This window comes from Paraburkholderia phenoliruptrix (genome assembly GCF_047325075.1).
In the GTDB taxonomy this organism is placed as follows: domain Bacteria; phylum Pseudomonadota; class Gammaproteobacteria; order Burkholderiales; family Burkholderiaceae; genus Paraburkholderia; species Paraburkholderia phenoliruptrix.
In genome coordinates, this window is the sequence record NZ_CP168531.1 from 3,217,761 (window position 1) to 3,243,652 (window position 25,892).

Below are 25,892 nucleotides of genomic sequence, written 5' to 3' on the forward strand. Positions count from 1 at the left end.
GCCGGAAAGGCCGGTATTGTAGCACTTCAGCAAAAACACTCATGGCGCATGCACGGGCTTTCTGCCTGGGCGGCCATCGTGGCAGCCGTTCGCCCCACGGCACCGGCCGAATCGCCCCGCGAACCTGCGCGATCTGGTGCGAGCGTACTGAGCGCAAACGACAGGTGCATGACAAAGCCAGCACGCGCCATTTTTGCGCGGCCGGGTGCTGCCGACCCTGCGGACGCAGACGGCGTCGCGCCCTGCCTCACCACGTCTCGCGCATGACCATGAGCCGCAGCTCGGTCATGTCCTCGATCGCGTAGCGCACACCTTCGCGCCCCAGACCGGATTCCTTCACGCCGCCGTACGGCATATTGTCCACGCGGAACGACGGCACGTCGTTGATCACCACGCCGCCGACTTCCAGTTCGTCCCACGCGCGGTGCGCATGTGCGAGCGAATCGGTGAACACGCCCGCCTGCAGGCCGAAATCGCTGTCGTTGACGGCGGCGAGCGCCTCGTCGAAATCGGCGAAACGTTCCAGTATGGCGACCGGGCCGAAGGCTTCCTTGCGATACAGGTCCGTGTCGCGCTTCACGCCTTCGAGCAGCGTGGCCTCGAACATCGCGCCCTCCACCTTGCCGCCCGCGATAATCTGCGCGCCCGCCTGCACGGCGCTCTCCATCCAGCCGGCGAGGCGTTTCGACTCCGATTCCGAGATCATGGGCCCGACGAACGTTTTTTCGTCCTTCGGATCGCCCATCACGAGCGACTTCGTTTTGGCGATCAGTTTCTCGCGCAGCGCATCGTAGAGACTGGCGTGCACGAGAATGCGCTGCACGCCGATACAGCTTTGCCCCGACTGATAGAACGCGCCGAACGCGAGGCGGTCGACCACGTAGTCGAGCTTGCCGCCCTGATCGCCGTCGACGATGGCCGCCGCGTTGCCGCCGAGTTCGAGAATCACCTTCTTCTTGCCGGCCTTCTTCTTCAGCTCCCAGCCCACTGCCGGCGAGCCCGTGAACGACAGCAGCTTGAAGCGCTCGTCGGTGGTGAAGAGGTCCGCGCCGTCGCGATGCGCGGGCAGAATGGAGAACGCGCCCTTCGGCAGATCGGTTTCCGCCAGAATCTCGCCCATGATCAGCGCCCCGACCGGCGTGCGGCTCGCCGGCTTGAGCACGAAGGGCACGCCCGCCGCGATCGCCGGCGCGACCTTGTGCGCGGTCAGGTTCAGCGGAAAATTGAACGGCGAGATGAACGAGCACGGCCCGATCGGCACGCGCTTCACATAGCCGTGGTAGCCCTTCGCGCGCGGCGAAATTTCCAGATTCACAATCTCGCCGTCGATGCGCACCGCCTCCTCCGCCGCCACCTTGAACGTGTCGATCAGCCGCGTGACTTCGCCCTTCGAGTCGTTGATCGGCTTGCCCGCCTCGATGCACAGCGCGAGCGCCAGTTCGTCGTAACGTTCGCGAAAGCGCTTCACGCAATGTTCGAGCACCGCCTGGCGCTTGAACGGCGGAAACGCGCGCAGTGCGGGCAGCGCGTCCACCGCGAAGCCAATCGCCTTGTCGATGGCGGCCGCGTCGGCCATCGCGACGCGCGTCGCCACTTCGCCGCTGAATTTGTCGGTGACTTCGAGATCCGTGTTTGCAGCCACCGCTTCGTTCGCCAGGTAGTACGGGTAGGTCTGGTTCAGCATGACGCGTTCTCCTTCCGATAGATGACAGCAGCAGCCGGCCCGCACGCGAGCCCACGCCGCTCACACGCCGCTCACAATTGCGCGGAGAGCCGCTTGATCTCGCGATTCAGCACGCGCTCGTTATCCGAATAGTCGATGGGCACGTCGATCACGTGCACGCCGGGCGTCGCAAAACATTCGCGCACGAGCGGCGCAAATTCCGCCGCCGAGCCGATCCGATGCCCCTTCGCGCCGTAGCTTTGCGCATACGCGACGAAATCCGGGTTCGCGAGCGTCATGCCGTAGTCGGGGAAGTTCATGTTCTCCTGCTTCCAGCGGATCATGCCGAACGCGTCGTCGCGCAAGATCAGGATCACGAGATCGAGCTTCAGGCGCACCGCCGTTTCGAGTTCCTGCGAGTTCATCATGAAGCCGCCGTCGCCGCACACGGCCATGACCTTGCGGTCCGGGTGCACGATCTTGGTGGCGATCGCTGACGGCAAACCGGCGCCCATCGAAGCCAGCGCGTTGTCGAGCAGCAGCGAATTCGGCTCGTGCGCGCGGTAGTAGCGGGCGAACCAGATCTTGTACATGCCGTTGTCCAGACACACGATGCCGTCCGCGGGCGTGGTCTCGTACACGTCGTTGACAAGGCGCACGGGATACATCGGAAAGCGGTCGTCGTGCTGGCCTTTTACGAGGTGCGCTTCGAAATGCTCCTTGATCTCCTTGAAACGCGCGAAGTCCCAATGCTCCTGGCGCTCCTTCAGACTTTCCTTCAGTTGCCAGACCGCGTTGGCAATGTCGCCGACCACTTCGATCTGCGGGAAATAAACCGTGTCGACCTCCGCGCCGAGGAAGTTCACATGAATCACCGTCTTCTCGGCGTCGCCGCTGCGCATGAAAAACGGCGGCTTTTCGATGACGTCGTGCCCGACATTGATGATGCAGTCGGCGTGATCGATCGCGCGGTGCACGAAGTCGCCGTCGGACAAAGTCGCGTTGCCGAGCCACATGGGATGCGATTCGTCGATCACGCCCTTGCCCATCTGCGTGGTGAAAAAGGGAATGCCGATCTGGTCGACGAACTCGCGCAGCATCTTCGTCGTGGTCTTGCGATTGCCGCCCGCGCCGATCATGAGGAGCGGATGCTTCGCGCGCGTGATCGCCTCCACGGCGCGCGCCACCGCCTTTTCCTCCGCGATCGGGCGGCGGCTGTAGCTCTTCGGAATCGGCTTGCCGTCGCCTTCCTCGTGCGCGACGTCCTCGGGCAGCTCCAGATGCGTGGCGCCGGGGCGTTCTTCTTCCGCCTGCCGCACGGCCTCGCGCACGGCTGCCGGGATATTCGCGATCGACACGATCTGGCGCGTGTACTTGGTGAGCGGTTCCATCATCCTCACCACGTCGACGATCTGGAAATGGCCCTGCTTGCTCGACTTGATCGGCTTCTGGCCGGTCACCATCAGCATCGGCATGCCGCCCAGCTGCGCGTAGGCGGCGGCCGTCACGAAGTTGGTGGCGCCCGGGCCGAGCGTCGCGAGACACACGCCCGTGCGGCCCGTCAGGCGTCCGTAGGTCGCGGCCATGAAGCCCGCCGCCTGTTCGTGACGCGTCAGGATCAGGCGGATTTTCGAGCGGCGCAGCGATTCGAGCAGATCGAGATTTTCTTCACCGGGGATGCCGAACACATACTCGACACCTTCGGCTTCCAGCGATTTGACGAACAGGTCGGATGCTTTCATGGAGGGTCTCGCTTGATGGGACGGACGCGGGCGCACAGCCTTGCCGTGCGGTGAGCCGAAACGGACGACAGAACCAGCAGGGACACAGCAACGACAGCAAAGACGGCAGTAGCGGCAGGCGACGCTCGCGGCGGCTGGCCTTAAGCCACTGCGGACAGCTTACTACTCGGGGGGAAATGATGCGCGCAGCTTGACCCTACCGCGCGGCGGGAGAGGAAACTCGCGGCAGTCAGGAAGCCGCCGCGCGGCACTCAGCGATTGAGCGTGATGCAGTCGGACAGCATCGGCGGCGCATTCTCGCCGGCGGTGGCGTCGTAGAGATCGGCGCGCGGGCCCTTGGTCCACCACGTATAGCTGCCGGCCTGATATTTCGCGCCGGACGCCGCGATCGTATTGACGAACAGCAGTTGCTTACCCTTCACCGGCACGAGCGCGAAGCTCTGGCCGTTGGCCGTGTTCCAGTAAGTGACATGCAGAATTCTGCCGGTCGCGCAGGTGTACTTGCGTATTTGGCGATTCTTGGTCTGGACGTCGTCGAGATGCAAGGGCGCGGCGAACGCCCCGCCGCAGATCGCCGCGAGGCTCGCTGCAAGCAGCCATTTCTTCATGGAATGCCTCGCTCGTGGCGGATCAAGGGTCGATGACGTCGGCACAGGCATCGGTCGGCGCGGCGGCCACGTGCCCGACCACCGGCACGATCTTCAGGCCCGCCGACGCAATGCGGCATGGCGCGGCCGCGAGCCCGCAGCCGGTCAATCCCGCACCGAGCGCGAACATGAGGCCGAGCGCGCGAAGCGTGCGCAGCGGGCCGGCCGCGGCGCGCCACCTTGCACTGCGCCGCGCTTCGTTACGCGATTCCTGCACCATACCTACCTCGACTTCAATGAGCCCGCGGTCTGTTCGACGGGCTCGAATCATTCCGACTGCGCGCCTCGCCGGCAAACGCCACCCACATCACGACGCCGATTTCCCCGACACGGGACGCACCGCCGCCGCGGCCTCTTTCGCGCGCGAGCGCGCTTCGTCGATATTCGCGCCGGTGGCGAGCGCTACGCCCATGCGCCGCTTGACGAAGCTCTCCGGCTTGCCGAAAAGCCGCAGATCCGCATTCGGCACGGCGAGCGCCGCGGCAACGCCTTCGAACGCAATGCCGGTCTCTTCGAGCCCGCCGTAAATCACGGCCGACGCACCAGGCGCCCGCAGCGACGTATCCACCGGCAAGCCGAGAATCGCGCGCGCGTGCAGTTCGAATTCCGAAAAGCGCTGCGAGCACAGCGTGACGAGACCCGTGTCGTGCGGACGCGGGCTCACTTCCGAGAACCATACGTCATCGCCGCGCACGAAAAGTTCCACGCCGAAGAGCCCCCGCCCGCCGAGCGCGGCCGTCACCTTGTGGGCGACTTCGCGTGAGCGTTCGAGCGCGAGCGGGCTCATCGGCTGCGGCTGCCACGACTCGACGTAGTCGCCCGCCACCTGCACGTGGCCGATCGGATCGCAGAAGTACGTGGCGACCTCGCCGGTCGACGGCGCGACCGCGCGCACTGTCAACTGCGTGATCTCGTATTCGAAGTCGATAAAACCCTCGACGATCACGCGGCCATGATTCACGCGGCCGCCCGCCATGGCGTATTGCCAGGCCGGCTCGACGTCGGCCTCGCTGCGCAGCACCGACTGCCCCTTGCCCGAGGACGACATGACCGGCTTCACCACGCACGGGTAGCCGACTTGGGCGATGCCGGCGCGCAGTTCGTCGAGCGAATCGGCGAATGCGTACGGCGAAGTCGGCAAACCCAGCTCCTCGGCGGCGAGGCGGCGGATGCCCTCGCGGTTCATGGTGAGCTGCGTGGCGCGCGCGGTCGGGATCACTTCGGCGATGCCGTCGCTTTCTATTGCGGCCAGCGCGTCCGTGGCAATGGCCTCGATTTCCGGAACGATCAGATGCGGACGTTCCTGTTCGACGAGCGCGCGCAGCGCGGCGCGGTCGGTCATGTCGATCACATGCGAGCGATGCGCGACCTGGTGCCCCGGCGCATTCGGATAACGGTCGACGGCGATCACTTCGACGCCCAGCCGCTGCAGCGCGATGATCACTTCCTTGCCGAGTTCGCCCGCGCCGAGCAGCATGACGCGCGTGGCGGATTCAGAAAGGGGCGTGCCGATCCGTTGGCCGATCTGCATGGGGTCTCCAGATAAAAGTCGGATGAGGGTGGGATTGGATAGAGCACGATGTTAACATGCGTGCCCCTCGCCGCGGCTCGCGCGCGGGGTGCCGAGTGCGTTACCCTTACGCCTTTGCCAGTTTGAAGAGGAACGACGCCATGCAACCACGCTTGTCCACGCGACGTCTTGCGCGCCTCGCCCCCCACGCGCGCACGGCCCTCGCCGCGCTCGGCGTCGCGGTGCTCGTCGGCGCCTGCGCGATGCCGAAACATCCGGACTCGGAAGCACCCGCGCCCGACCCGTTCAACCCGGCCGCCACCCAATTGCTCGACGACACCAGCTGGACGCTCACCGCATGGAAACAGGCGGACGGCAAGGTGCGCACGGTTCCGTTCGCGAACCTCGGCGCGCCGATCACGCTCACGCTGTCGACGGCCGGCGGCCAGCGTCACGCGAGCGGTTTTTCCGGCTGCAACCGCTACATGGGCTCGTACGCGCTGAAGGACGGCAAGCTCTCCTTCGGCACACTGGGCGGCACGCGCATGGCCTGCGCGACGGCGGGCGGACAGATCGAGAGCGCCTATCTGAATGCGCTCACGCATATCGAACGCACCGGCGTGCAGATGCGCGCGCCGCAGCAGATGCAGCTCGTGCTCGACAACGGCGATACGCTCGTGTTCGAGCGCAGCGGCGACAGTGGCAAGTGAGCGGTCAAACGGTTGTCAAAGAGCGGTCATGAGTGGTGAATGAGTCGCAAACAAGCGGCGAGGCGCAACGGCACACGGATGGTCCGGCGCGCCGGCACGCTTTGCACGAGGTCGCAGGCATACTTGCGCCCGCCTTCGAAGCCTTTGGCTTCGCCGGTTTAAACTCGACGGATTGCGTTTTCGCCAATCCGTCATTCGTCGATGTCTAGTATGCACACGGTAGTTTTCGGCTGGTTCGGCGGGTCGGCCGTCTGGTTCATTCCTCTCCTCTGGCGGCTCATCAAGTCGATGCTGCCGGGCGGCGCCGGTTTGCGCGGTCCGGGCACCATCCGGCTGTGGCTCGGCTTCGTCTGCGCGATGCTGGCAAGCTGCACGCTCGAGGCGTCGCTGACCGGCGCGGCCGGCGGCGGCAACGCAATCGGCCACGCGCTCGCGGCGGCGCTCGGCCATCTGCTCGGCCCTATCGGCACGCCGCTCGCGGCGCTCGCGCTCTTCGTCGTCAGCCTGCCGTGGCTGATCGGCTTTCGCTGGCGCGAATTTCTGCTGTGGGCCGACGGCGCGTTCGGTCTCGGACTGGCTTCGCGCGGTCTGGCCAAACGCGACGACGAGGCACGCCGCCATCGCAGCGTCGATGACGGCGCGCCGCCGCGCATGTCCGGCCCGATCAACACGATGGCGCCCAAACGCAAGGGTCGCTATGCGCGGCCGACTGTCTGGCGGCCGCCTGTCAAAGGACGCGCTGCGGGTGGTGCTGGTGCGGGCGCCAATCACGGCGCTGGGCTGAGTGCGGGTTTCGGCGGCGCGGCGGCAGCGGCTGCCGGCCACGAGACGGCGGCCCGCGATACGGCGCCCCGCGATGCGGCGGCCCGCGATACCGCAACCCGGGCGGCGGCGCAAGGCTGGCACGCCGGGCGGGGTGCGACGCGCGCCCGGCCTTCGCAGGTCGAGCCGGTTTTGCGCACGGGTAGCGCGACGCCCGTGCGGCAGACACCGCCGCCTCCCCCTATGCATGGGTCCGCCGCCGGCAAATCGACATGGGCGCCGGCCGAGCCCGTCGCACCGGCGGGATGGCTGCGCGAGACGAATCCGCGGACGGGCGTGTCCCCCGCGCGGGCGTCAGCGAAAGCCGGTGCTGGCGGAGCCGGCTTGCCCGCTGTCGGCCGCGCGACTCGTGAGCGAGGCCACGGTGGATCGGCGGGCATTGCTCTGAGCGCTGCGGGAGTCGCTGCCGGTGCTGTGGGAACGGGCGCTAAAGCGGCTCATGCCGCGTCAGGAAGCGGCGCCGGCGCGGCGACTGGCACGATGCCCGCGGGCGCGGCCGTTCATGGACGTCCTGCAGCCAACCGTGCTGCGATGCCCTTCAATCGCGCGGCATCGTCCGCACAGGGCTTGCCGTCTGCTTCGGGTGCAAACGACGCGACCGCGATGACCTCGGGCGCCCGTCGTCCGTCCTCGCCGGCGCCAAGTTATACGCGGCCTATGGCCGCCGCGGAGAAAGTCACGCCGCCTGCCAGCGTGCAGGAAACGCTGCGCAGCATTGCGGAAAACGCTGCGCGTTGGACGGATATCGCCGGTGTCAGCCTCGCGCGCAGCACCAGCGCGGAAGGCGGGAAGATCGCGGGCGTGAGCGTGGCGCCATCGGACGCGGCCGGCGTTGCCAGCGAGATGGCCTGGCCAGGCGGCGCGGTCGCGGCGCCGTCGCCAGACATGAATGCGGCGGCTGACGGAACGGCGAAGCATCAAGCCGTGGGCCATGATGCCGCTTACGCTCCGGTTGCGCCGACTGTTGAATCTGCGCCTTCAGCGCCGGGCGGAACGTCGCCGCAAACGGCTGTCGAAACACCAGATCACACGGCGTTGGTGAGCGAGCCACAGCCGTCAGCGGCAAGCCGTGCGGAACCCGTTGCCCAATGGCCGATGGAGCCGCCCCTGATTCAACCGCCGACCGGCGCGTTGACGGATACAGCTGCAACTCATGCGACCCCCGGCGCGCCGACTCCCGCAGCACCGGTCATGATTGCGCCCGCTGCACAAACGGTGACCGACACCACGGAAGCGACCGCAGCCGGTGCGTCCGAGCCCGCGTCGGTGCCCGCACCGACGGTCACATCGCCGGCCAGTGCAACGGTGCACGGCGCCCCACCGACATTGGCTCGCACCCCGTTCGGAATCTTCGCGAGCCGGTTTGAGCAAACGGACGCGCCGTCGCAGACACGGCCGTGGGAAGAAGATGGGGCTGCATGGTCGGAAGAGCCGCAAGAAGACGAGCGCGATGTCGCAAGCGCTGCCCCCGATGGCATTTTGCGCCGCGATCCGCAAGCCGAAATATCAGCCGCGCCGCCCGTGGACGAGCGGCAGTTCACAGCATCGGATAACGACCCGCCGATGTCCCACGCCGCCGGCGCCAACACAACTGCGGCCGCAAGCGCAGCCGCGTCGTCATTGCCGGCCAATAGCAAGCCGCCGCTGCTGCCTGCCCTCGCGGATGCCGAAGCGCCGTCCGCCGACAGCGACGGCCCCGCGGCGGCCGGTCTCGCGGCCGCGCCGACGCGAGGCGCCACGCCGCCGGCGTCATCGAACGTGGTCCGTTTCCCGGGTCTCGGGCCGCAAGCGCACGCGCCGGGCCATGCCGAACCGCGCGAGCAAGCCGACTTCCCTGCTGCGCCGACGGTTTCCCCCGTCCAACCGCCCCCGGTTGCACCCGCAGCGCTTCCAGTCTCGCCGGCTGAGGCTTGCGCACCATCGAATCCCGAGCCCCAATCCGACCCAGCGCCCGAACCCGCCGCGCAGCGCGCGCCGCTGCGCGGTCACGGCCCGACCAACGGCTTCGAGTTTCATGCGCCGGCGGCTTCCATGGTGGAACTGCCCACGCTCGATCTGCTCGCCCCCGCGGACACCCATGTCGAGCCGGTCTCCGAGGAAAAGCTGATCGAAACCGGCCTCCTGATCGAACAGCGGCTGCAGGAGTTCAAGGTTCCGGTGACGGTGGTCGGCGCGTCGGCCGGTCCGGTCATCACCCGCTTCGAAGTGGAACCGGCGCTGGGCGTGCGCGGCAGCCAGATCGTCGGCCTGATGAAGGATCTGTCGCGCGGCCTCGGCCTTACGTCGATCCGCGTCGTCGAAACGATTCCCGGCAAGACCTGCATGGGTCTCGAATTGCCGAACGCGAAGCGCCAGACCATTCGCCTCTCCGAAATTCTGGAGGCGAGCGTCTATCAGAACTCGCATTCGCAATTGACCCTGGCGATGGGCAAGGACATCACCGGTCATCCGGTTGTCGCCGACCTCGCCAAGGCGCCGCATATGCTGGTCGCGGGCACGACCGGTTCGGGCAAGTCGGTGGCGATCAATGCGATGATCTGCTCGCTGCTCTTCAAGGCGACGCCCGAGGAAGTGCGCCTCATCATGATCGACCCGAAAATGCTCGAGCTGTCGGTCTACGAGGGCATTCCGCACCTGCTTGCGCCCGTCGTCACGGACATGAAGCTCGCCGCGAATGCGCTCAACTGGTGCGTCGGCGAAATGGAAAAGCGCTATCGGCTGATGTCCGCCGTCGGCGTGCGCAATCTCGCAGGCTTCAATCAGAAAATTCGGGATACGGAAGCGAAAGGCAAGAAGCTGGGCAATCCGTTTTCTCTGACGCCGGAAGCGCCCGAGCCGCTCGCGCCACTGCCGCTCATCGTCGTCGTGATCGACGAACTGGCCGACCTGATGATGGTGGCCGGCAAGAAGATCGAGGAACTGATCGCGCGGCTCGCGCAGAAGGCGCGCGCGGCCGGCATTCACCTGATTCTGGCGACGCAGCGGCCCTCGGTGGACGTGATCACCGGGCTCATCAAGGCCAATATTCCGACGCGCGTCGCCTTCCAGGTATCGTCGAAAATCGACTCGCGCACGATTCTCGACCAGATGGGCGCCGAGTCGCTGCTCGGCCAGGGCGACATGCTGTTCCTGCCGCCCGGCACGGGCTACCCGCAGCGCGTGCACGGCGCGTTCGTCGCGGACGAGGAAGTGCACGCGATCGTCGAGTATCTGAAGCAGTTCGGCGAACCGCAATACGAGGAAGGCATCCTCGACGGTCCGGCCGCCGAGGGCAGCGCCGCGCAGGATCTGTTCGGCGACTCGCCCGATGCCGAAGCCGATCCGCTTTACGACGAAGCCGTGGCGTTTGTGGTGCGCACGCGGCGCGCGTCGATCTCGTCGGTGCAGCGGCAGTTGCGCATCGGCTATAACCGCGCGGCGCGTCTCGTCGAGCAGATGGAGACGGCGGGGCTCGTGTCGGCAATGGGGATTAACGGCAGCCGCGAGGTGCTGGCGCCTGGGCCTGCGGAATAGTCTGCGGGCAGGCTCGACATGCGGCTCGACGCGCGTTCAGGTCGACTCGCGTGCCGGCGCAGCACTCGTCGCATTCAGCACGCGAGGCAGGCGAAGCGCAACAGCCTCACTCACCACGCCAGCCACGCGAGCCGACCCCACCAGCTTCGCCAGCCACGCAACCACGCAACCACGAAAAACGGGCCGCAAAACGCGGCCCCTTTTTCATTCGGCAAGCGCAACCCTCGCTTACGACGGCGACACCAGCTTGAAGTCCACTGGCGAGCCGATCTCGATGCGCTTCGGATTCGCTTCGAGCAGACCGCTCTGCTCGTTGCGCCTGAACACATACACCGAATCGCTGTTCTGATTGCCGACGATCAGCCACTTGCCGGTCGGATCGATCGCAAACTCGCGCGGCGCTTTGCCGAGACTCGATTGATGCCCGATCTTCCGGAGATGCCCATTGGCGGGATCGACGGAAAAGATCACGATCTCGTTCGCGTCGCCGCGATTCGTGGCGTAGAGAAACCGCCCGTCCGGCGACAGATGAATCGCCGCCGCGCCCACCTTGCCCTTGAAGCCGGGCTCGGTCAGCGAAATGGTCTGGACCTGCGTGAGCTTGCCGTCGGCGTAGTCAAACGTGCTGACGGTTGCGGCGAGTTCGCTCGTGAGATAGGCGTGTTTGCCGTCGGCGCCGAACACGAGGTGCCGCGGGCCCGTGCCCGGCTTCTCCTGGGTGTAGCGCCAGTCGGTCGGGCCGAACAGGCCGCGGCTGCCGTCTGGCGTATAGCGGTACGAGTACAGCTTGTCGGCCCCGAGATCCTGCGCGAAGAGATAGTGCCCGTCCGGTGAAAACACGGTGGAGTGCACGTGCGAATTGTCCTGACGCTCTTTCACCGGGCCGCCGCCCTCGTGATGCACGGTCAGCACCGACGCGCCCAACTGGCCGTCGCCCTGCACGGGAAGCACGGCGAAGCTGCCGCCGGGATCGGCCGCCACCGAATAATTCGCGACGAGCAGATATTTGCCGTCCGGCGAAAGGCTCAGGTAGCACGGGTCGTTGCCGTCGGCGGAAACCTTGTTGAGGAAGCTCAACTGGCCGCTCGCGGCATCGAAGCGGAATGCGCTGACGCCGCCGCGCTGGCTGGCCGGCCCGTTGTCGCCGGGCAACTCGTTGACCGCGTAGACGAAGCGGCGGTCGCGGCTCACCACCAGGTACGACGGGTTCACCGTCTGCGCGACCGACACGCGCGTGGCGTCGCCCGTCTTCGTGTCGAAGCGATAGACGTACAAGCCTTCGCTCTTGCCGCCGGTATACGTGCCGACCAGCATGTCGTAGACGCCGTCGGCGGGAACGGCACCGGCATCTTGCGCAAACGCGGGCGAAGCGACAATCGAGACCATGAGCGCGAAACCTTTTATGATCGAGCGGGCGGCGTGCATGCGAATGACCATGCGCGCACGCCGTGAAATGGAATCAGCGTCGAAATACGAAGAAGACCGGTTAAAACCTCGCGCGGCATGCACAGCGGCCCGGTGACGACGAAGCATACGACCTCCTCTACAGGGATAAATGGCGTAAAGCGGTTGTAATCGTGCCTCTGGTCTGCCGCGCGGCGCTCGAGCGTTGTTCTTGTCGGGCAAGTATAAAAGCGTTGCAACGGATCATGCAGTGAAGCAGGCGGTGCTGCGGCAGCGAGCCGGTCGCGCGACAGCCGGCCGGCGGCATGGCAGTTGCCCTGGTAGCAACCTTGATAGCAATAAGCAGCCCTGCCTGCACTTTTCTCACCGCGTCTCACCACACTACGGAGTCTTCATGAACATCACACTCAGCCTGGGTCCGCTGGTTTCGTTGATTGCCGGCATTCTGATTCTCGTCATGCCGCGGCTGTTGAATTACATCGTCGCGCTTTATCTGATCATCATCGGGATCATCGGCATTTTCGGCATGGGCTCGTCGCACTTCTGACGACGGCGGCCGGGCGCGGGACGGCCCGGCTGCCGTCGGCGTTGGGTCGGCGTTGGGTCGTCGGTAACGAGGCGTGAATGCTGCGGATCAGCTTGCCGCAGGTGCGCCGCGGCGCGCGAAGTGCGCCGGCAGTGAAGAAGGGATGGACGAAAGAACTCGCACGCAGATGCTCGCCGGCACAAGCGTGCCGGTCATTGCTGCGCGTTCGCGAGAGATACCATAGGTTCGGACGGCACATCGCATCCGGGCTCGGCCCCGGACACGCACGCCCTTGCGGCAAGCGCCGGGGTCAGCCGTTCGAAAGCTGTTCCAGGCGCCAACGCCCCTGCAACGAGAGCGCACCGACGGCATAATGGCCGTCACCTTCCTGATAGCGCCGGAAGCATGCGCGTTCGATCAGAAAGCTCGCGGCCGCCTGCATGCCGTTGAGCGTGAGACCGAGGCGCCCATGATCGAGCGGAAGCATGGAGTCGTCCGCGAGTTCGCTCGCGGCGGAGAGAATCGTGATGCAGTCGGATTTTGACGGATTCAGCATGGCTTTCGTCCTCCAAACGGCGTGTGCATGCGCGATGAGCGAGCCGGGTTCGCAAACCCGGAAGTTTTAGGCGTCGGCTGGATTACTGATTGTAGGCACCAATTTGACAATTACAACCCGCGTTTTGCCGCATTGTGTGGTGGTGAACCAAACGGCATCGCGCGAGTCCCGACAGAACAACCAATGGGGCCTGGCGGATTTCGCCGAGCCCGCTACCGAAATGTCCTTCAGGTATTGATACGCACGGCCATGCCCGCACTCATCGAAGACTATGCGCTCATCGGCGACGGCCACACGGCCGCGCTCGTCTCCCGCGAAGGTTCCGTCGACTGGCTCTGCTGGCCGCGCTTCGACTCCGGCGCCTGCTTTGCCGCGCTGCTCGGCACGCCGGAGCACGGCCGCTGGCTGATCTGCCCCGACACGGACACGCCCGCCAGAATCACGCGCCGTTATCGCGGCGAAACGCTGATCCTTGAAACGGACTTCGAGACGGCGGACGGCGCCGTCACGCTCGTCGACTTCATGCCGCCGGGCAACGGCTGGTCGGAAATGGTGCGCATTGTGCTCGGCAAGCGCGGCACCGTGCGCATGAAAATGGAGCTGGTGCTGCGCTTCGATTACGGCTTTTCCATTCCCTGGGTGGACCGGCTGAAACACGAGAGCGGCATCCGCGCGATCGTCGGTCCGGATAACGCCGTGCTGCGCACCCCTGTGGAACTGCGCGGCGAGAACATGAAAACGGTCGCCGAATTCACTGTCAGCGAAGGCGAGCGCGTGCCCTTTTCGCTTGCTTACGCGGCCTCGCATCTGCGGCTGCCGCCCGCGCGCGATCCGCACACGGCGCTCGCGCGCACGGAGAATCACTGGCTCGAATGGACAGCGCGCGGCACCATCGAAGGAAGATGGGCGGAGCCGATCCGCCGCTCTCTGATCACGCTGCGGGCGCTCGCGTATGAGCCGACGGGCGGCATCGTCGCCGCGCCCACCACGTCGCTGCCGGAACAGCTGGGCGGCACGCGCAACTGGGACTACCGCTACTGCTGGCTGCGCGACGCCACCATCACGCTCCTCGCGCTGATGCGCGGCGGTTACTACGACGAGGCGCGCGCCTGGCGCAGCTGGCTCGGCCGCGTGATGGCGGGCGCGCCCGACCAGTTGCAGATCATGTATGGGCTCGCCGGCGAGCGGCGCCTGCCCGAGTCCGAGGTGGACTGGCTGCCGGGCTATTGCGGCGCAAAGCCGGTGCGCATCGGCAACAATGCGGTCGGCCAGCGCCAGCTGGACGTCTACGGCGAAGTGATGAACGCGCTGCATCTCGCGCGGGTGGGCGGCCTGCAGGCGGACGACACGGCGTGGAACGTGCAACGCGAGTTGCTGCGCCACCTCGCTACCATCTGGCAGCAACCCGACGAAGGCATCTGGGAAACGCGCGGCGGCCGGCAGCATTTCACTTTCTCGAAGGTCATGGCGTGGGTCGCGTTCGACCGCGCGCTGGCATCGGCGGAAATGTTCAATCTGGAAGGGCCGCTCGACGAATGGCGCGCCATCCGCGCGCAGATCCACGCGGAAGTCTGCGAGAAGGCGTGGAATCCTTCGCGTCGTGCGTTTTCTCAGGCCTACGGCAGCGACCAGCTCGACGCCAGCGTGCTGCTGCTGCCGCTCGTCGGCTTCCTGCCGCCGCACGATCCGCGCGTCAAGGGCACCGTGGAGGCGATCGAGCGGGACTTGATGCACGACGGCTTTGTGATGCGCTACCGCACCACCGAATTCGACGACGGCCTGCCGCCCGGGGAAGGCACGTTTCTCGCTTGTTCGTTCTGGATGGTGGATAACCTGGCGTTGCAGGGCCGCCTCGACGAGGCTATCGCCATGTACGAGCGGCTGCTCGGCCTCTGCAACGACGTGGGGCTCCTCGCGGAGGAATACGACCCGGCGCATAAGCGCCTCGTCGGCAATTTCCCGCAGGCGTTCTCGCACGTGGCGCTCGTCAACACGGGCCTCAACCTGATGAAGCACGAGCAGGCGATGGCGCGGGCGACGGGGCAGCCTTCCCATAACGGCACGGATCATGCTGAACTTAAGGCTGCGGCAAGCCCGGATAGCGGCACGGCAGCATCGCCAGTAGCATGATTCCATGACACTTTTACGGATCGACATCGCACAATTGCTGCATTGCACAATTCCACTTGTTTCTATATGATCGAACCGTCTGTCGGCCGATAACAATGTGCCAACAACCAATATGGCCTGCCGCAACGCCACACGCGTGTTTGCGAAGCCCCATGCGAACCGCTTAAAACGGAGCACCCATGCTCTATCAACTGCACGAATTCCAGCGGGCTATGCTGAGCCCGCTTACCGCCTGGGCTCAGGCCGCGTCCAAATCGTTCGCGAATCCCGCGAGCCCGTTGGCCTATGTGCCCGGCGCCACACGCCTTTCGGCCGGTTACGAACTGCTCTACCGGCTCGGCAAGGACTATGAGAAGCCGGAGTTCAACCTGCATCAGATCGTCAAGGACGGCCACAACATTCCGATCATCGAGCAAACGATTATCGAAAAGCCGTTTTGCCGCCTGCTGCGCTTCAAGCGTTTCGCGGACGACAGCGAGGCCGTAAGCCAGCTGAAAGACGAGCCGGTCGTGCTGGTGTGCGCGCCGTTGTCGGGCCACCATGCCACGCTGCTGCGTGACACAGTGCGCACGTTGTTGCAGGACCACAAGGTCTACCTGACCGACTGGATCGACGCGCGCATGGTGCCGCTCGAAGACGGCGAGTTTCATCTGGACGACTACGTTGCGTACATTCAGGAATTCATCCGCCATATTGGTGCAAAGAATCTGCACGTGATCTCGGTCTGCCAGCCGACCGTGCCGGTGCTCGCGGCCATTTCGCTGCTGGCGAGCCGCGGCGAAGACACGCCGCGCACCATGACGATGATGGGCGGCCCCATCGACGCACGCAAGAGCCCAACGTCGGTGAATTCGCTTGCCACGCAGCACTCCTACGAGTGGTTCGAGAACAACGTGATCTTCACGGTGCCGCCGAACTATCCGGGCGTGGGCCGCAAGGTCTATCCGGGCTTCCTGCAGCACACCGGTTTCGTCGCGATGAATCCGGAGCGTCACGCAGCGTCGCACTGGGACTTCTATCAAAGCCTGCTGCGCGGCGACGAAGACGACGCGGAAGCGCATCGCCGCTTCTACGACGAGTACAACGCGGTGCTCGACATGGACGCCGATTACTACCTCGACACGATCCGCGTCGTATTCCAGGAGTTCAGTTTGGCGGAAGGCACGTGGGATGTGGCCGGCGAACGCGTGCGGCCGCAGGACATTACCCGAACGGCGCTCTTCACGATCGAAGGCGAGCTGGACGATATTTCCGGCGACGGCCAGACCTATGCCGCACACGAACTGTGCACGGGCATTCCGGAGAAGAACAAACGTCACTTCACTGCGGAAAAGTGCGGCCACTACGGCATTTTTTCGGGCCGCCGCTGGCGCACGATCATCTATCCGCAGTTGCGTGACTTCATCCTCGAACACAACAAGGCGACCAGGGCGGTGAAGGAAAAGGCCGAGGTATGAGCGGCCGGTTCGCGTGCGAGCCGCGCGCTCCTCACCCGCAACCTCACGCGCAACCCACAAGCCGAAGCAGCCGATAACAACAAAACGGCCTCCATACGGAGGCCGTTTTTTCACGTCGGACGCCTCTACGTCGCGCACACAGGTCGAGCGCCTGGAGGGCGAGCGGCAACGCCTCGCTGCCAGGCAGTGCGCTCACCTGCGCGAAGCCGGCACCGGCGTTCCTGCTACTTTCGCAACAGATACGCGAGCAGCAGCTCCGTGTTCATCTGGATCACTTCGCTGCGTTCGGCCGGACTGCTGAAATCGCGGCCGAGCGTGGCTTCGAGCGTGTAGCGGTTGGACACGATGTAGTAGCCCATGCCCGAAAGCGTCACGTATAGACGCAGTGGATCGACATTGGTACGGAACAGACCGGCGCGCTGGCCTCGCTCGAGAATGCCGCCGAGCGTGGCGACGATCGGCGAAATCATTTCGCGGATGCGCGTCGACTTCTGCATATAACGCGCCTCGTGCAGATTCTCGTTGTTGACGAGACGCAGCAGCTCGGGATGATCGCGGTAGTAGTCCCACACGAAATGCGCAAGGCGCGTGACGGCTTCCACGGGTGCAATGCCGTTCAGCTCGAGCGTGCGCTCCGCTTCGTTGAGCGCGCTGAACGCGTGCTCAAGTACCGCCGTGAATAGCTGCTCCTTACTACCGAAGTAGTAGTAGAGCATGCGTTCATTCGTCTCCGCGCGGCGGGCGATCTGATCGACGCGCGCGCCGAATAGCCCACCATTTGCAAACTCTTCGGCGGCCGCAAGCAGAATGCGACGCCGGGTGCCTTCAGGATCTCTTTTGATTTTCGGCTGATTCATGGTGGCATGGTCTTCGTGAGCCGCGTTATCCGGATCGCACCGCCGGCCTCTCCTCGGGCCTTGCACCGACAGCACTGGACGGGCTGGTTGGGGGAAAACCCTTCTGCGGTCTTTCGAAAAAGGCGCTTCGATTATGGCACATGGATTGCCGATGGCAATTGGGGAAATCGGCGATAATGTGCTATTTAGTTCAAGCTGTGCGGCCGCCCGCCGAGTCCCGCCTGGCCCCACATCGTGACCGTGATCCAGATCAAGACACTCGCAGATCGCATCGAAGATCTGCTTCCCCAGACGCAATGCACCAAGTGCGGTTATCCGGCCTGTCGTCCGTATGCGGAGGCCGTCGCACGCGGCGAAGCCAACTACAACCAGTGCCCGCCGGGCGGTCAGCAAGGCGTCGCGCGCCTGGCGGCCGTGCTCGGCAAGCCGGTGATTGCGCTTAACCCTGCCAATGGCGTCGAACGGCCGCGTCCACTGGCGGTTATCGACGAACAGATCTGCATCGGCTGCACGCTGTGCATGCAGGCCTGTCCGGTCGACGCAATAGTTGGGGCACCGAAACACATGCACACGGTCGTCGCCGAACTGTGCACGGGTTGCGACCTGTGCGTGCCGCCCTGCCCGGTCGATTGCATTTCCATGCCGCCCGTCACCGGCGAGGCGACCGGGTGGGACGCGTGGAGCGAGGCCCAGGCCGAGGCCGCGCGCGAGCGGCATAACCGGCGCGAGGCGCGTCTCGCGCGCGAGCGCGAAGCCGCCGAAGCGCGTGTTGCGGCGCGGCGAAGCAGCGCTGCCGCGGCCAGTGCCGCTGTGGATATTCAGCCCGGCAATGCGGCAAGCTCGGCGGCATCGCCCGCCCCGGCTGCGCCTGCCGCCAACGACGCCGAGGCGAAGAAACGCGCGATCATTCAGGCTGCACTCCAACGTGCGCGCAAGAAGAAGGAAGAACTGGCAGCCAAGGGCCAGGGGCCGCTGAATACCGAGCATGTCAGCGCCGACGTGCAGGCGCAGATCGACGCCGCCGAAGCCCGCCGCCGCCGTCTGGGCCTTGCGCGCAACGACAGCCCCGAAGCTGCAGACACCACTGACACCGTCAACGCTTCTACGCCGCCGGCCCCGGCTGACACGCGCAACCCGCGCTAACCGCAACCGTCTTCGCCCGCTCAGCATGAACGCGAACAAACGCCGCGCCATCTACGAAACGCTTCAGAGTCTCAATCCGCATCCCACCACGGAGCTCGAGTACACCACGCCCTTCGAGCTGCTGATTGCCGTGCTGCTGTCCGCGCAGGCCACGGACGTGTCGGTCAACAAAGCGATGCGCAAGATGTTCCCGGTCGCGAACACGCCGCAGAAGGTGCTCGAACTCGGCGAGGAAGGCGTCGCGAACTACATCAAGACGATCGGCCTGTACCGCAACAAGGCAAAGAACGTGATCGCCACTTGCCGCATTCTGCTCGACCAGTACGGCGGCGAGGTGCCGGAGGACCGCGAGGCGCTCGAAAGCCTGCCGGGCGTGGGACGCAAGACGGCCAACGTGATTCTGAACACCGCGTTCGGGCATCCGACTATCGCCGTCGACACGCATATCTTTCGGGTTGCGAATCGAACGGGACTGGCGCCCGGCAAGGACGTCCGCGCGGTCGAAGCCGCGCTCGAAAAATTCACGCCCGCCGAGTTCAAACAGGACGCGCATCACTGGCTGATCCTGCACGGCCGCTATGTGTGCAAGGCGCGCCGGCCCGAGTGCTGGCATTGCGTGATCGAGCCGCTGTGCGAATTCCGGCCGAAGACGCCGCCGCCCGATCTTTGAGCGCAAGCACCCTCAGCGGGCCGCCGCAGCGGCGCGTAAAATGGTGCGCTGCGCCTGAAGCAGCGGGCCTCGCGAGCGGCGCCGGTTGACTGCATCGCCCTGGCGGCTCGCCGTGGCCCGCGTGCGCGGCATGCTTTCACTCTCCACTCAAGACACCGATCCCACGATGTTCAATCCCAGCCGCGACGAAGTCCGTCAATTCTTCACCGAGACCTGGCGCAAGCAGCGCCAGGGCGAGATCCTGACGCCGCTCGAAGCGATCGCCGCCGACTGGATCAGCGAGCATCCCGAGTATCACGCCGAGCTGACCGACGCCGAGGCGGCCCAGGCGCAAGACTACTCGCCCGAGCGCGGGCAGACCAATCCGTTCCTGCATCTGTCGATGCACCTCGCCATCAGCGAACAGTTGTCGATCGACCAGCCGCCCGGCATCCGCGCCGCGCACGAGCGCCTCGCCGCCCGGCTCGGTTCGACGCACGACGCACAGCACGCGATCATGGAGTGCCTCGGCGAAACCATCTGGGAAGCGCAGCGCACGGGCCTGCCGCCGGACACGGACGCCTATCTGCAACGGATCGAGCGCCGCGCGACGCGGGACTAGCCGGATCGCGCGACATCCAGAGGTATAAAAGCGCCAGACATAAAAGCCGCGCCTCAAAGCAAAACACCCCGCACTAAGCGGGGTGTTTGCAATGGCCGGCGCAACCGCGCAGCCGCGCGGTCAATGTGGACGGTACGCGGCGCGCCTACTTCTTCTGCACGAGATCGCCCTTCAGCGACTCGATATAAGCTGCCAGGTCCTTCATGTCGCTTTGCGACAGGCTTTGCACCTGGGCTTGCATGATCGCGTTATTGCGGCCCATGTGCGGGTTGCCGTTACCCATCTGATATTGACGCAGCGCCCAGTAGACGTAGTCGGAATGCTGACCCGCGAGCTTCGGATATTCCGGGCTCACCGGCTTGTTCAGGTTCGGGCCGTGACATGCCGCGCAATTGTGGCTCTCGGACAGCACCTTGCCGTTGCCGGCGTCGGCCGCATGGGCGACGCTCGCTGCAACCAGACCGAATACTGCCGCCGACGCGCATGCAGCCTTGAACACCGTGTGGAGTGCCTGTTGGGGCTTATTCATGAATTCTCCTGTCCCGCGAAATGAGTAGCCGTTGACTGGTTCGATAACCGCAGCCGGTTACTTGTCGGGATTGCTCTTCGACGAGGAATTTTGCGCTGCGTAGTAAGCAGCGATGTCGGCGATGTCCTGATCCGATAGCGACGCGGTGATGGCGTGCATCGTTTCGAAGTGGCGGTCGCCCTTCTTGTAGCCGCGCAGGGCATTTTCGAGGTACGCCTGATTCTGGCCGCCCAGCATGGGCACGCGGTACACCTCAGGGTAAGCCGTGCGATATTCAGGGATGCCGTGGCAGCCAATACACATCGCGACCTTGCCTTGGCCCGCTTTCGCGTTGCCGACGACATCCGCTGCCTGCGCACTGGCCGCATAGCCCGCGAGCACCGACAGCGCTGCGATCACGACGTGTTTGCCGACGAATTTGTTCATAGCATGTAACCTGGCTTGAGGGGAAACGGGCGCCCAAAAAGGCAACGGCCCGCGCCGTTTTTCTTATAGGGAGCCACGCAGGCCAAAAAAATCGGGCTAATTGTACCGCGTCGCCGCGCCGAACGTCCACCGCGCGGGGCGTGGGCGCCGGCCCGCCGCGAGCGGCCGCGTGCGGCGCCGCTTGCGTACCCCATGTCCGCCACTCGCGCGCCGCCTGCGCGCGGGCGGCGCGCCACCAGCGCAGCAGCGCCGGCAGCCGACGGACAGCAACGCAGCCAACGCGGCTGCAACCTTACGCGAGCCCGTTTCAGGCCAACAGGGCTTCTGACTTATACTGGGTTTTTTCCCTCGCCAGAGAGCACCTCGCCATGCGTTTCGAAGGCTCATCGCAATACGTCGCCACCCACGACCTCAAGCTCGCGGTCAACGCCGCGATGACGCTCAAGCGCCCGCTCCTCATCAAAGGCGAGCCCGGCACCGGGAAGACCATGCTGGCCGAAGAAGTCGCCGCGGCGCTCGGCATGCCGCTTCTGCAGTGGCATATCAAGTCCACCACCAAGGCACAGCAGGGCCTCTACGAATATGACGCGGTGTCGCGCCTGCGCGATTCGCAGCTCGGCGACGAGCGCGTCAAGGACATCCGCAACTACATCGTCAAGGGCGTGCTGTGGCAGGCGTTCGAGTCGGAGGAGCAAACCGTGCTCCTGATCGACGAAATCGACAAGGCCGACATCGAATTTCCGAACGACCTGCTGCGCGAACTCGACCGCATGGAGTTCTACGTGTACGAAACGCGCGAACTCGTGCGCGCAAAGCAGCGGCCGCTCGTCATCATCACCTCGAACAACGAGAAAGAGCTGCCCGACGCGTTTTTGCGCCGCTGCTTTTTCCATTACATCAAGTTCCCCGACCCGGCCACGATGCAGCAGATCGTCGAGGTGCATTACCCCGGCATCAAGAAGGAACTGCTGGCCGCCGCCATGCAGAGCTTCTTCGAATTGCGCAACGTGGCGGGGCTGAAAAAGAAGCCGTCCACGTCCGAACTGCTCGACTGGCTCAAGCTGCTGCTCGCCGAAGACATTCCGCCTGAAGCGCTGCGCTCGGAGGACCAGAAGCAGATCATTCCGCCGCTTGCCGGCGCGCTGTTGAAGAACGAGCAGGACGTGAGCCTGTTCGAGCGGCTCATCTTCATGAACCGCAACAACCGTTGACTTCCCATTGAGTGCTCGCGCCGCAGAGGACCCAGCATGCTGATCGACTTCTTCTACTCGCTGCGCGCCGCGAAGCTGCCCGTGTCGGTGAAGGAATATCTGACGCTGCTCGAGGCGCTCAAGGCGAAGGTGATCGCGCCGTCGCTCGACGACTTCTACTACCTCGCGCGCATGACGCTCGTGAAGGACGAGCAGTATTTCGACAAGTTCGACCAGGCGTTCGGCGCCTATTTCAACGGCGTCGCCCAAACCTCGGAACTCGCCTTCGAGGTGCCGCTCGACTGGCTGAAGAAAAAGCTGCAACGCGATCTGTCGCCGGAAGAAAAAGCGCAGATCGAGGCCATGGGTGGCATCGACAAGCTCATGGAACGTTTGAAGCAACTGTTCGACGAACAGAAAGAGCGGCACGAAGGCGGCAATAAGTGGATCGGCACCGGCGGCACCTCGCCCTTCGGCAATGGCGGCTATAACCCGGAGGGCGTGCGCATCGGCGGCGACTCGGCCGGCAACCGCACGGCCGTCAAGGTGTGGGAAGCGCGCGCCTACCGCGATTACGACGACCAGGTGGAAATCGGCACGCGCAACATCAAGGTCGCGCTGCGCCGCCTGCGGCGCTTCGCGCGCGAAGGCGCGGCGGAAGAGCTCGATCTGCCCGACACGATCCGCAGCACCGCCGCGAACGCCGGCTGGCTCGACCTGAAGATGGTGCCCGAGCGCCACAACAATGTGAAGGTGCTGATGCTGCTCGACGTAGGCGGCTCGATGGACGATCACATCAAGCGCACGGAAGAACTCTTCTCCGCCGCGAAGGCCGAGTTCAAGCACCTCGAGTTCTACTACTTCCACAACTGCGTGTACGACTTCCTGTGGAAGAACAATCGCCGCCGTCACGCCGAGCGCACGCCGACGTGGGACGTGCTGCACAAGTTCACGCCGGACTACAAGCTCATATTCGTCGGCGACGCAACCATGAGCCCGTATGAAGTGTTGCAGCCCGGCGGCTCGGTCGAATACAACAACGCGGAGGCGGGCGCCGTGTGGCTGCGCCGCCTCGCGGACCATTTTCCGCATCATGCGTGGCTCAATCCCGAACCGGAAGGCCTGTGGGCCTATCGTCAGTCGGTCAGCGCGATTCGCGAAGTGCTCGGCCACCGCATGTACCCGCTCACGCTCGCCGGCCTCGAGGCCGCCATGCGCATGCTGAGCAAATAGCCCTCCCCGCTCCACCGTCAACGACAAGAAGTATTTGCATGCGCCGCTCGTCATCGCCTGAACTGGCCACCGCCGGCATTCCGCCCGGCCGCTTCAATCCACTCGCCGACACCTCGCTGTCCGCTATCGTCGCCGGCTTCGTCGCAATGATGACGGGCTACACCAGTTCTCTCGTGCTGATGTTTCAGGCCGGTCAGGCCGCGCATCTGACGAATGCACAGATTTCGTCGTGGATCTGGGCGTTGTCGATCGGCATGGCGCTCTGCACGATCGGTCTCTCGCTGCGGTTTCGCGCGCCCATCGTGATCGCGTGGTCGACGCCCGGCGCGGCGCTCCTCGTCTCGTCGCTGCCGCACGTGCCGTACGCGGAGGTGATCGGCGCGTTTATCGTCTGCGCGCTGCTGCTGACGGTTGTCGGCCTGACAGGCTGGTTCGACACGCTGATGAAGAAAATTCCGGCAGGCATCGCCGCCGCCTTGCTGGCTGGCATCCTGTTCGAGATCGGCATTGAGATATTTCGCGCCGCGCAGTTCCAGACCGCGCTCGTGCTGACGATGTTTGTGACCTATCTGGTCGGCAAACGCATCGCGCCGCGCTACGCGATTCCGCTGACGCTGATTGCCGGCACCCTCGCCGCGGGCGCACTCGGATTACTCGACTTCAGCCACTTCCAGGTGGCGATTGCGCATCCGGTGTTCACGATGCCGGCGTTTTCGCTTGCCGCCAGCATCAGCATCGGCATTCCGCTCTTCGTCGTCGCGATGGCGTCGCAGAACGTGCCTGGCATCGCGGTGCTGCGCGCGGACGGCTACACCACGCCGTCGGCTCCGCTGATTTCGACGACCGGCCTCGCGTCGCTGCTGCTCGCGCCGTTCGGCTCGCACGGCATCAATCTTGCCGCGATCACGGCGGCGATCTGCACCGGGCCCGAAGCGCACCCCAACCGCGACAAGCGCTACACGGCTGCCGTGTGGTGCGGCATTTTCTATCTGATCGCGGGCGTGTTCGGCGCGACGATTGCGGCGCTGTTCGCGGCGTTCCCGCGCGAACTGGTCGTCTCGGTGGCGGCGCTCGCGCTGTTCGGCTCAATCATGAGTGGCCTGACCAACGCGATGCAGGACGCGCGGCAGCGCGAAGCGGCGCTCGTCACCTTCATGGTGACGGCGTCCGGACTCACGCTGCTGTCCATCGGCTCGGCATTCTGGGGGCTGGTTGCGGGCGTGGTGACACAAGTGGTGCTGAACGCGCGGCGAGCATGAGGCGGCGCGGCCGGGCCGCGCGGACTGCCGGACTGCCGGACTGCCGGACTGCCGGACTGCAGGACTGGCCGCCCAGCTGGACTGCCGCCGCCCCTGCCTGAAATAGCGTGAACGGATCGGCAGCGCACGCTGTCAATACTGCATCAGGCGATCCGCCATAAAATAGAAGCATCCGGCAGCGTTTCCCGGCAAGATCATGCCGAGCCCGCGGCAACCCGGGCAGGCGCTGCAGCGTAACTCGCGGCCACCGGATCTGAAGCGGTCTTTCAGTCCGGCGGCAACTCATTCTCCTGAACCATGGCGCATGCGCCCTGAAGGCACGAATATGACAACCGCACTCGATCAACTCAAGCAATACACCACGGTCGTGGCCGATACCGGCGACTTCCAGCAGCTCGCGCAGTACAAGCCGCAGGACGCGACCACCAATCCGTCGCTCATTCTGAAGGCCGTGCAAAAGGACGACTACCGTCCGCTGCTCGAAAAGACGGTGAAAGATCATGCATCCAAGCCGTTGGGCGCGATCATCGACCAGTTGCTGATCGCATTCGGCACCGAGATTCTGAAGATCATCCCGGGGCGTGTGTCGACGGAAGTCGATGCGCGTCTCTCGTTCGACGTGCAGGGCTCGATCGCCAAGGGCCGCGAACTGATTGCGCTCTACAAGGATCACGGCATCGACCGCGAGCGCGTGCTGATCAAGCTGGCTTCCACGTGGGAAGGCGTGCGCGCCGCCGAAGTGCTGCAAAAGGAAGGCATCAACTGCAATATGACGCTGCTGTTCTCGCTCGCTCAGGCCGCGGCGTGCGCGGAGGCAGGCGCGAAGCTGATCTCGCCGTTCGTAGGCCGTATTTACGACTGGTATAAGAAAAATGCCGGCAGCGCGTGGGACGAAGCGAAAGACGGCGGCGCGAACGACCCGGGCGTGCAGTCGGTGCGCCGCATCTACGCGTACTACAAGAAGTTCGGCTACAAGACGGAGGTGATGGGCGCGAGCTTCCGCAGCACCGGTCAGATTCTGGAACTGGCCGGCTGCGATCTGCTGACCATCAGCCCGGACCTGCTGCAAAAGCTGCATGAAAGCACGGACAAGGTCGAGCGCAAGCTCTCGCCGGACAGCTCGAAAGACGCGAACATCGAGCGCGTGCCGGTCGACGAGCCGTCGTTCCGCTTCCTCGTCAACGACGAGGCCATGGCAACGGAAAAGCTTGCGGAAGGCATCCGCGCATTTGCCGCCGACGCAATCAAGCTGGAAAAGCTGATCGAAGCGCTGCGTTAAGGCGCGTAGGCGCTTCCTGTTGCCG

22 protein-coding genes are annotated in these 25,892 nt (G+C 65.0%); 12 read left to right on the plus strand and 10 right to left on the minus strand.

Annotated features, from left to right (window positions below; genetic code table 11):
• Positions 1–247: 247 nt before the first annotated feature.
• The 5 genes from ACEN8U_RS26295 to purT all read right to left on the minus strand — a co-directional run bounded on the left by ACEN8U_RS26295 (position 248) and on the right by purT (position 5,583).
• The gene (locus tag ACEN8U_RS26295) at positions 248–1,684 is read right to left on the minus strand and encodes an aldehyde dehydrogenase family protein (RefSeq protein ID WP_013587665.1); all 1,437 of its coding nucleotides are present in this window, start codon (positions 1,682–1,684) and stop codon (positions 248–250) included.
• Between the two features lie 71 nt (positions 1,685–1,755).
• Entirely contained in the window at positions 1,756–3,405 is a 1,650-nt protein-coding gene (locus ACEN8U_RS26300) for an acetolactate synthase large subunit (RefSeq protein WP_013587664.1), read from the minus strand.
• Between the two features lie 251 nt (positions 3,406–3,656).
• Positions 3,657–4,013, minus strand: coding sequence for an MliC family protein (locus ACEN8U_RS26305; protein ID WP_310106129.1), 357 nt, complete (start codon positions 4,011–4,013; stop codon positions 3,657–3,659).
• 22 nt (positions 4,014–4,035) lie between these two features.
• Positions 4,036–4,272 carry a DUF6726 family protein gene (locus ACEN8U_RS26310; RefSeq protein WP_310106127.1) on the minus strand — a complete coding sequence of 79 codons (237 nt, stop codon included), beginning with the start codon at positions 4,270–4,272 and terminating at the stop codon, positions 4,036–4,038.
• An 87-nt stretch (positions 4,273–4,359) separates the two neighbouring features.
• Positions 4,360–5,583, minus strand: a complete 1,224-nt coding sequence (gene purT / locus ACEN8U_RS26315; protein WP_310106122.1) for a formate-dependent phosphoribosylglycinamide formyltransferase — start codon at positions 5,581–5,583, stop codon at positions 4,360–4,362.
• Between the two features lie 140 nt (positions 5,584–5,723).
• Between purT and ACEN8U_RS26320 the strand changes: the two genes are divergently transcribed.
• Together ACEN8U_RS26320 and ACEN8U_RS26325 are read left to right on the plus strand one after the other, a co-directional pair.
• Positions 5,724–6,272 (plus strand): META domain-containing protein, encoded by a 549-nt coding sequence (locus ACEN8U_RS26320; RefSeq protein WP_013587660.1) that lies wholly within the window; start codon positions 5,724–5,726, stop codon positions 6,270–6,272.
• Between the two features lie 210 nt (positions 6,273–6,482).
• Entirely contained in the window at positions 6,483–10,607 is a 4,125-nt protein-coding gene (locus ACEN8U_RS26325; protein ID WP_310106119.1) for a DNA translocase FtsK, read from the plus strand.
• 228 nt (positions 10,608–10,835) lie between these two features.
• Here the strand turns inward: ACEN8U_RS26325 and ACEN8U_RS26330 are convergent, their stop codons facing one another.
• A complete protein-coding gene (locus ACEN8U_RS26330) occupies positions 10,836–12,140 on the minus strand; it encodes a lactonase family protein (protein ID WP_310106116.1) in 1,305 nt (434 codons plus the stop codon).
• Positions 12,141–12,405: 265 nt separating this feature from the next.
• Here ACEN8U_RS26330 and ACEN8U_RS26335 point away from each other — a divergent pair, with 265 nt between their 5' ends.
• Positions 12,406–12,558, plus strand: coding sequence for a DUF3096 domain-containing protein (locus ACEN8U_RS26335; protein WP_013587657.1), 153 nt, complete (start codon positions 12,406–12,408; stop codon positions 12,556–12,558).
• A 289-nt stretch (positions 12,559–12,847) separates the two neighbouring features.
• On the opposite strand, the gene ACEN8U_RS26340 is transcribed toward ACEN8U_RS26335, so the two are convergent.
• Positions 12,848–13,093, minus strand: coding sequence for a hypothetical protein (locus tag ACEN8U_RS26340; protein ID WP_013587656.1), 246 nt, complete (start codon positions 13,091–13,093; stop codon positions 12,848–12,850).
• Positions 13,094–13,342: 249 nt separating this feature from the next.
• On the opposite strand from ACEN8U_RS26340, the gene ACEN8U_RS26345 reads away from it, so the two are divergent.
• A complete protein-coding gene (locus tag ACEN8U_RS26345) occupies positions 13,343–15,223 on the plus strand; it encodes a glycoside hydrolase family 15 protein (RefSeq protein WP_310106115.1) in 1,881 nt (626 codons plus the stop codon).
• A gap of 179 nt (positions 15,224–15,402) precedes the next feature.
• Positions 15,403–16,680 (plus strand): polyhydroxyalkanoate depolymerase, encoded by a 1,278-nt coding sequence (locus tag ACEN8U_RS26350; RefSeq protein WP_013587654.1) that lies wholly within the window; start codon positions 15,403–15,405, stop codon positions 16,678–16,680.
• 224 nt (positions 16,681–16,904) lie between these two features.
• Here ACEN8U_RS26350 and ACEN8U_RS26355 read toward each other — a convergent pair whose 3' ends face one another.
• Complete coding sequence (locus tag ACEN8U_RS26355) at positions 16,905–17,537, minus strand: TetR/AcrR family transcriptional regulator (protein ID WP_013587653.1); 633 nt, start codon at positions 17,535–17,537, stop codon at positions 16,905–16,907.
• A gap of 234 nt (positions 17,538–17,771) precedes the next feature.
• Between ACEN8U_RS26355 and rsxB the strand changes: the two genes are divergently transcribed.
• The 3 genes from rsxB to ACEN8U_RS26370 all read left to right on the plus strand — a co-directional run bounded on the left by rsxB (position 17,772) and on the right by ACEN8U_RS26370 (position 19,951).
• Positions 17,772–18,680: an electron transport complex subunit RsxB gene (rsxB, locus tag ACEN8U_RS26360; protein WP_310106112.1), complete on the plus strand. Its 909-nt coding sequence runs from the start codon at positions 17,772–17,774 to the stop codon at positions 18,678–18,680.
• A 25-nt stretch (positions 18,681–18,705) separates the two neighbouring features.
• Positions 18,706–19,350 carry an endonuclease III gene (gene nth, locus ACEN8U_RS26365; RefSeq protein ID WP_310106109.1) on the plus strand — a complete coding sequence of 215 codons (645 nt, stop codon included), beginning with the start codon at positions 18,706–18,708 and terminating at the stop codon, positions 19,348–19,350.
• 166 nt (positions 19,351–19,516) lie between these two features.
• Positions 19,517–19,951, plus strand: a complete 435-nt coding sequence (locus ACEN8U_RS26370) for a DUF1841 family protein (protein ID WP_013587650.1) — start codon at positions 19,517–19,519, stop codon at positions 19,949–19,951.
• Between the two features lie 145 nt (positions 19,952–20,096).
• On the opposite strand, the gene ACEN8U_RS26375 is transcribed toward ACEN8U_RS26370, so the two are convergent.
• Complete coding sequence (locus tag ACEN8U_RS26375; protein ID WP_013587649.1) at positions 20,097–20,480, minus strand: c-type cytochrome; 384 nt, start codon at positions 20,478–20,480, stop codon at positions 20,097–20,099.
• A 57-nt stretch (positions 20,481–20,537) separates the two neighbouring features.
• Positions 20,538–20,906, minus strand: a complete 369-nt coding sequence (locus tag ACEN8U_RS26380) for a c-type cytochrome (RefSeq protein ID WP_013338619.1) — start codon at positions 20,904–20,906, stop codon at positions 20,538–20,540.
• Between the two features lie 368 nt (positions 20,907–21,274).
• On the opposite strand from ACEN8U_RS26380, the gene ACEN8U_RS26385 reads away from it, so the two are divergent.
• The 4 genes from ACEN8U_RS26385 (at position 21,275) to tal (ending at position 25,867) form a co-directional block, all read left to right on the plus strand.
• Positions 21,275–22,117, plus strand: coding sequence for a MoxR family ATPase (locus ACEN8U_RS26385; protein ID WP_310106105.1), 843 nt, complete (start codon positions 21,275–21,277; stop codon positions 22,115–22,117).
• Between the two features lie 36 nt (positions 22,118–22,153).
• Positions 22,154–23,329, plus strand: a complete 1,176-nt coding sequence (locus tag ACEN8U_RS26390) for a VWA domain-containing protein (RefSeq protein WP_310106102.1) — start codon at positions 22,154–22,156, stop codon at positions 23,327–23,329.
• Positions 23,330–23,367: 38 nt separating this feature from the next.
• Complete coding sequence (locus tag ACEN8U_RS26395; protein ID WP_310106099.1) at positions 23,368–24,588, plus strand: benzoate/H(+) symporter BenE family transporter; 1,221 nt, start codon at positions 23,368–23,370, stop codon at positions 24,586–24,588.
• 325 nt (positions 24,589–24,913) lie between these two features.
• Positions 24,914–25,867 carry a transaldolase gene (tal, locus tag ACEN8U_RS26400; protein ID WP_310106096.1) on the plus strand — a complete coding sequence of 318 codons (954 nt, stop codon included), beginning with the start codon at positions 24,914–24,916 and terminating at the stop codon, positions 25,865–25,867.
• Positions 25,868–25,892 lie beyond the last annotated feature (25 nt).

Bases quoted from the DNA above. Each gene is read 5' to 3' on its own strand.
- ACEN8U_RS26340 (WP_013587656.1), bottom strand. From the start codon at position 13,093: ATGCTGAATCCGTCAAAATCCGACTGCATCACGATTCTCTCCGCCGCG.
- ACEN8U_RS26295 (WP_013587665.1), bottom strand. From the start codon at position 1,684: ATGCTGAACCAGACCTACCCGTACTACCTGGCGAACGAAGCGGTGGCT.
- ACEN8U_RS26325 (WP_310106119.1), top strand. From the start codon at position 6,483: ATGCACACGGTAGTTTTCGGCTGGTTCGGCGGGTCGGCCGTCTGGTTC.
- ACEN8U_RS26380 (WP_013338619.1), bottom strand. From the start codon at position 20,906: ATGAACAAATTCGTCGGCAAACACGTCGTGATCGCAGCGCTGTCGGTG.
- ACEN8U_RS26355 (WP_013587653.1), bottom strand. From the start codon at position 17,537: ATGAATCAGCCGAAAATCAAAAGAGATCCTGAAGGCACCCGGCGTCGC.
- ACEN8U_RS26320 (WP_013587660.1), top strand. From the start codon at position 5,724: ATGCAACCACGCTTGTCCACGCGACGTCTTGCGCGCCTCGCCCCCCAC.
- ACEN8U_RS26350 (WP_013587654.1), top strand. From the start codon at position 15,403: ATGCTCTATCAACTGCACGAATTCCAGCGGGCTATGCTGAGCCCGCTT.
- ACEN8U_RS26375 (WP_013587649.1), bottom strand. From the start codon at position 20,480: ATGAATAAGCCCCAACAGGCACTCCACACGGTGTTCAAGGCTGCATGC.
- ACEN8U_RS26370 (WP_013587650.1), top strand. From the start codon at position 19,517: ATGTTCAATCCCAGCCGCGACGAAGTCCGTCAATTCTTCACCGAGACC.
- purT (WP_310106122.1), bottom strand. From the start codon at position 5,583: ATGCAGATCGGCCAACGGATCGGCACGCCCCTTTCTGAATCCGCCACG.
- ACEN8U_RS26390 (WP_310106102.1), top strand. From the start codon at position 22,154: ATGCTGATCGACTTCTTCTACTCGCTGCGCGCCGCGAAGCTGCCCGTG.
- tal (WP_310106096.1), top strand. From the start codon at position 24,914: ATGACAACCGCACTCGATCAACTCAAGCAATACACCACGGTCGTGGCC.
- ACEN8U_RS26310 (WP_310106127.1), bottom strand. From the start codon at position 4,272: ATGGTGCAGGAATCGCGTAACGAAGCGCGGCGCAGTGCAAGGTGGCGC.
- ACEN8U_RS26395 (WP_310106099.1), top strand. From the start codon at position 23,368: ATGCGCCGCTCGTCATCGCCTGAACTGGCCACCGCCGGCATTCCGCCC.
- ACEN8U_RS26330 (WP_310106116.1), bottom strand. From the start codon at position 12,140: ATGCTTCGTCGTCACCGGGCCGCTGTGCATGCCGCGCGAGGTTTTAAC.
- ACEN8U_RS26305 (WP_310106129.1), bottom strand. From the start codon at position 4,013: ATGAAGAAATGGCTGCTTGCAGCGAGCCTCGCGGCGATCTGCGGCGGG.
- ACEN8U_RS26300 (WP_013587664.1), bottom strand. From the start codon at position 3,405: ATGAAAGCATCCGACCTGTTCGTCAAATCGCTGGAAGCCGAAGGTGTC.
- ACEN8U_RS26345 (WP_310106115.1), top strand. From the start codon at position 13,343: ATGCCCGCACTCATCGAAGACTATGCGCTCATCGGCGACGGCCACACG.
- ACEN8U_RS26385 (WP_310106105.1), top strand. From the start codon at position 21,275: ATGCGTTTCGAAGGCTCATCGCAATACGTCGCCACCCACGACCTCAAG.
- nth (WP_310106109.1), top strand. From the start codon at position 18,706: ATGAACGCGAACAAACGCCGCGCCATCTACGAAACGCTTCAGAGTCTC.
- ACEN8U_RS26335 (WP_013587657.1), top strand. From the start codon at position 12,406: ATGAACATCACACTCAGCCTGGGTCCGCTGGTTTCGTTGATTGCCGGC.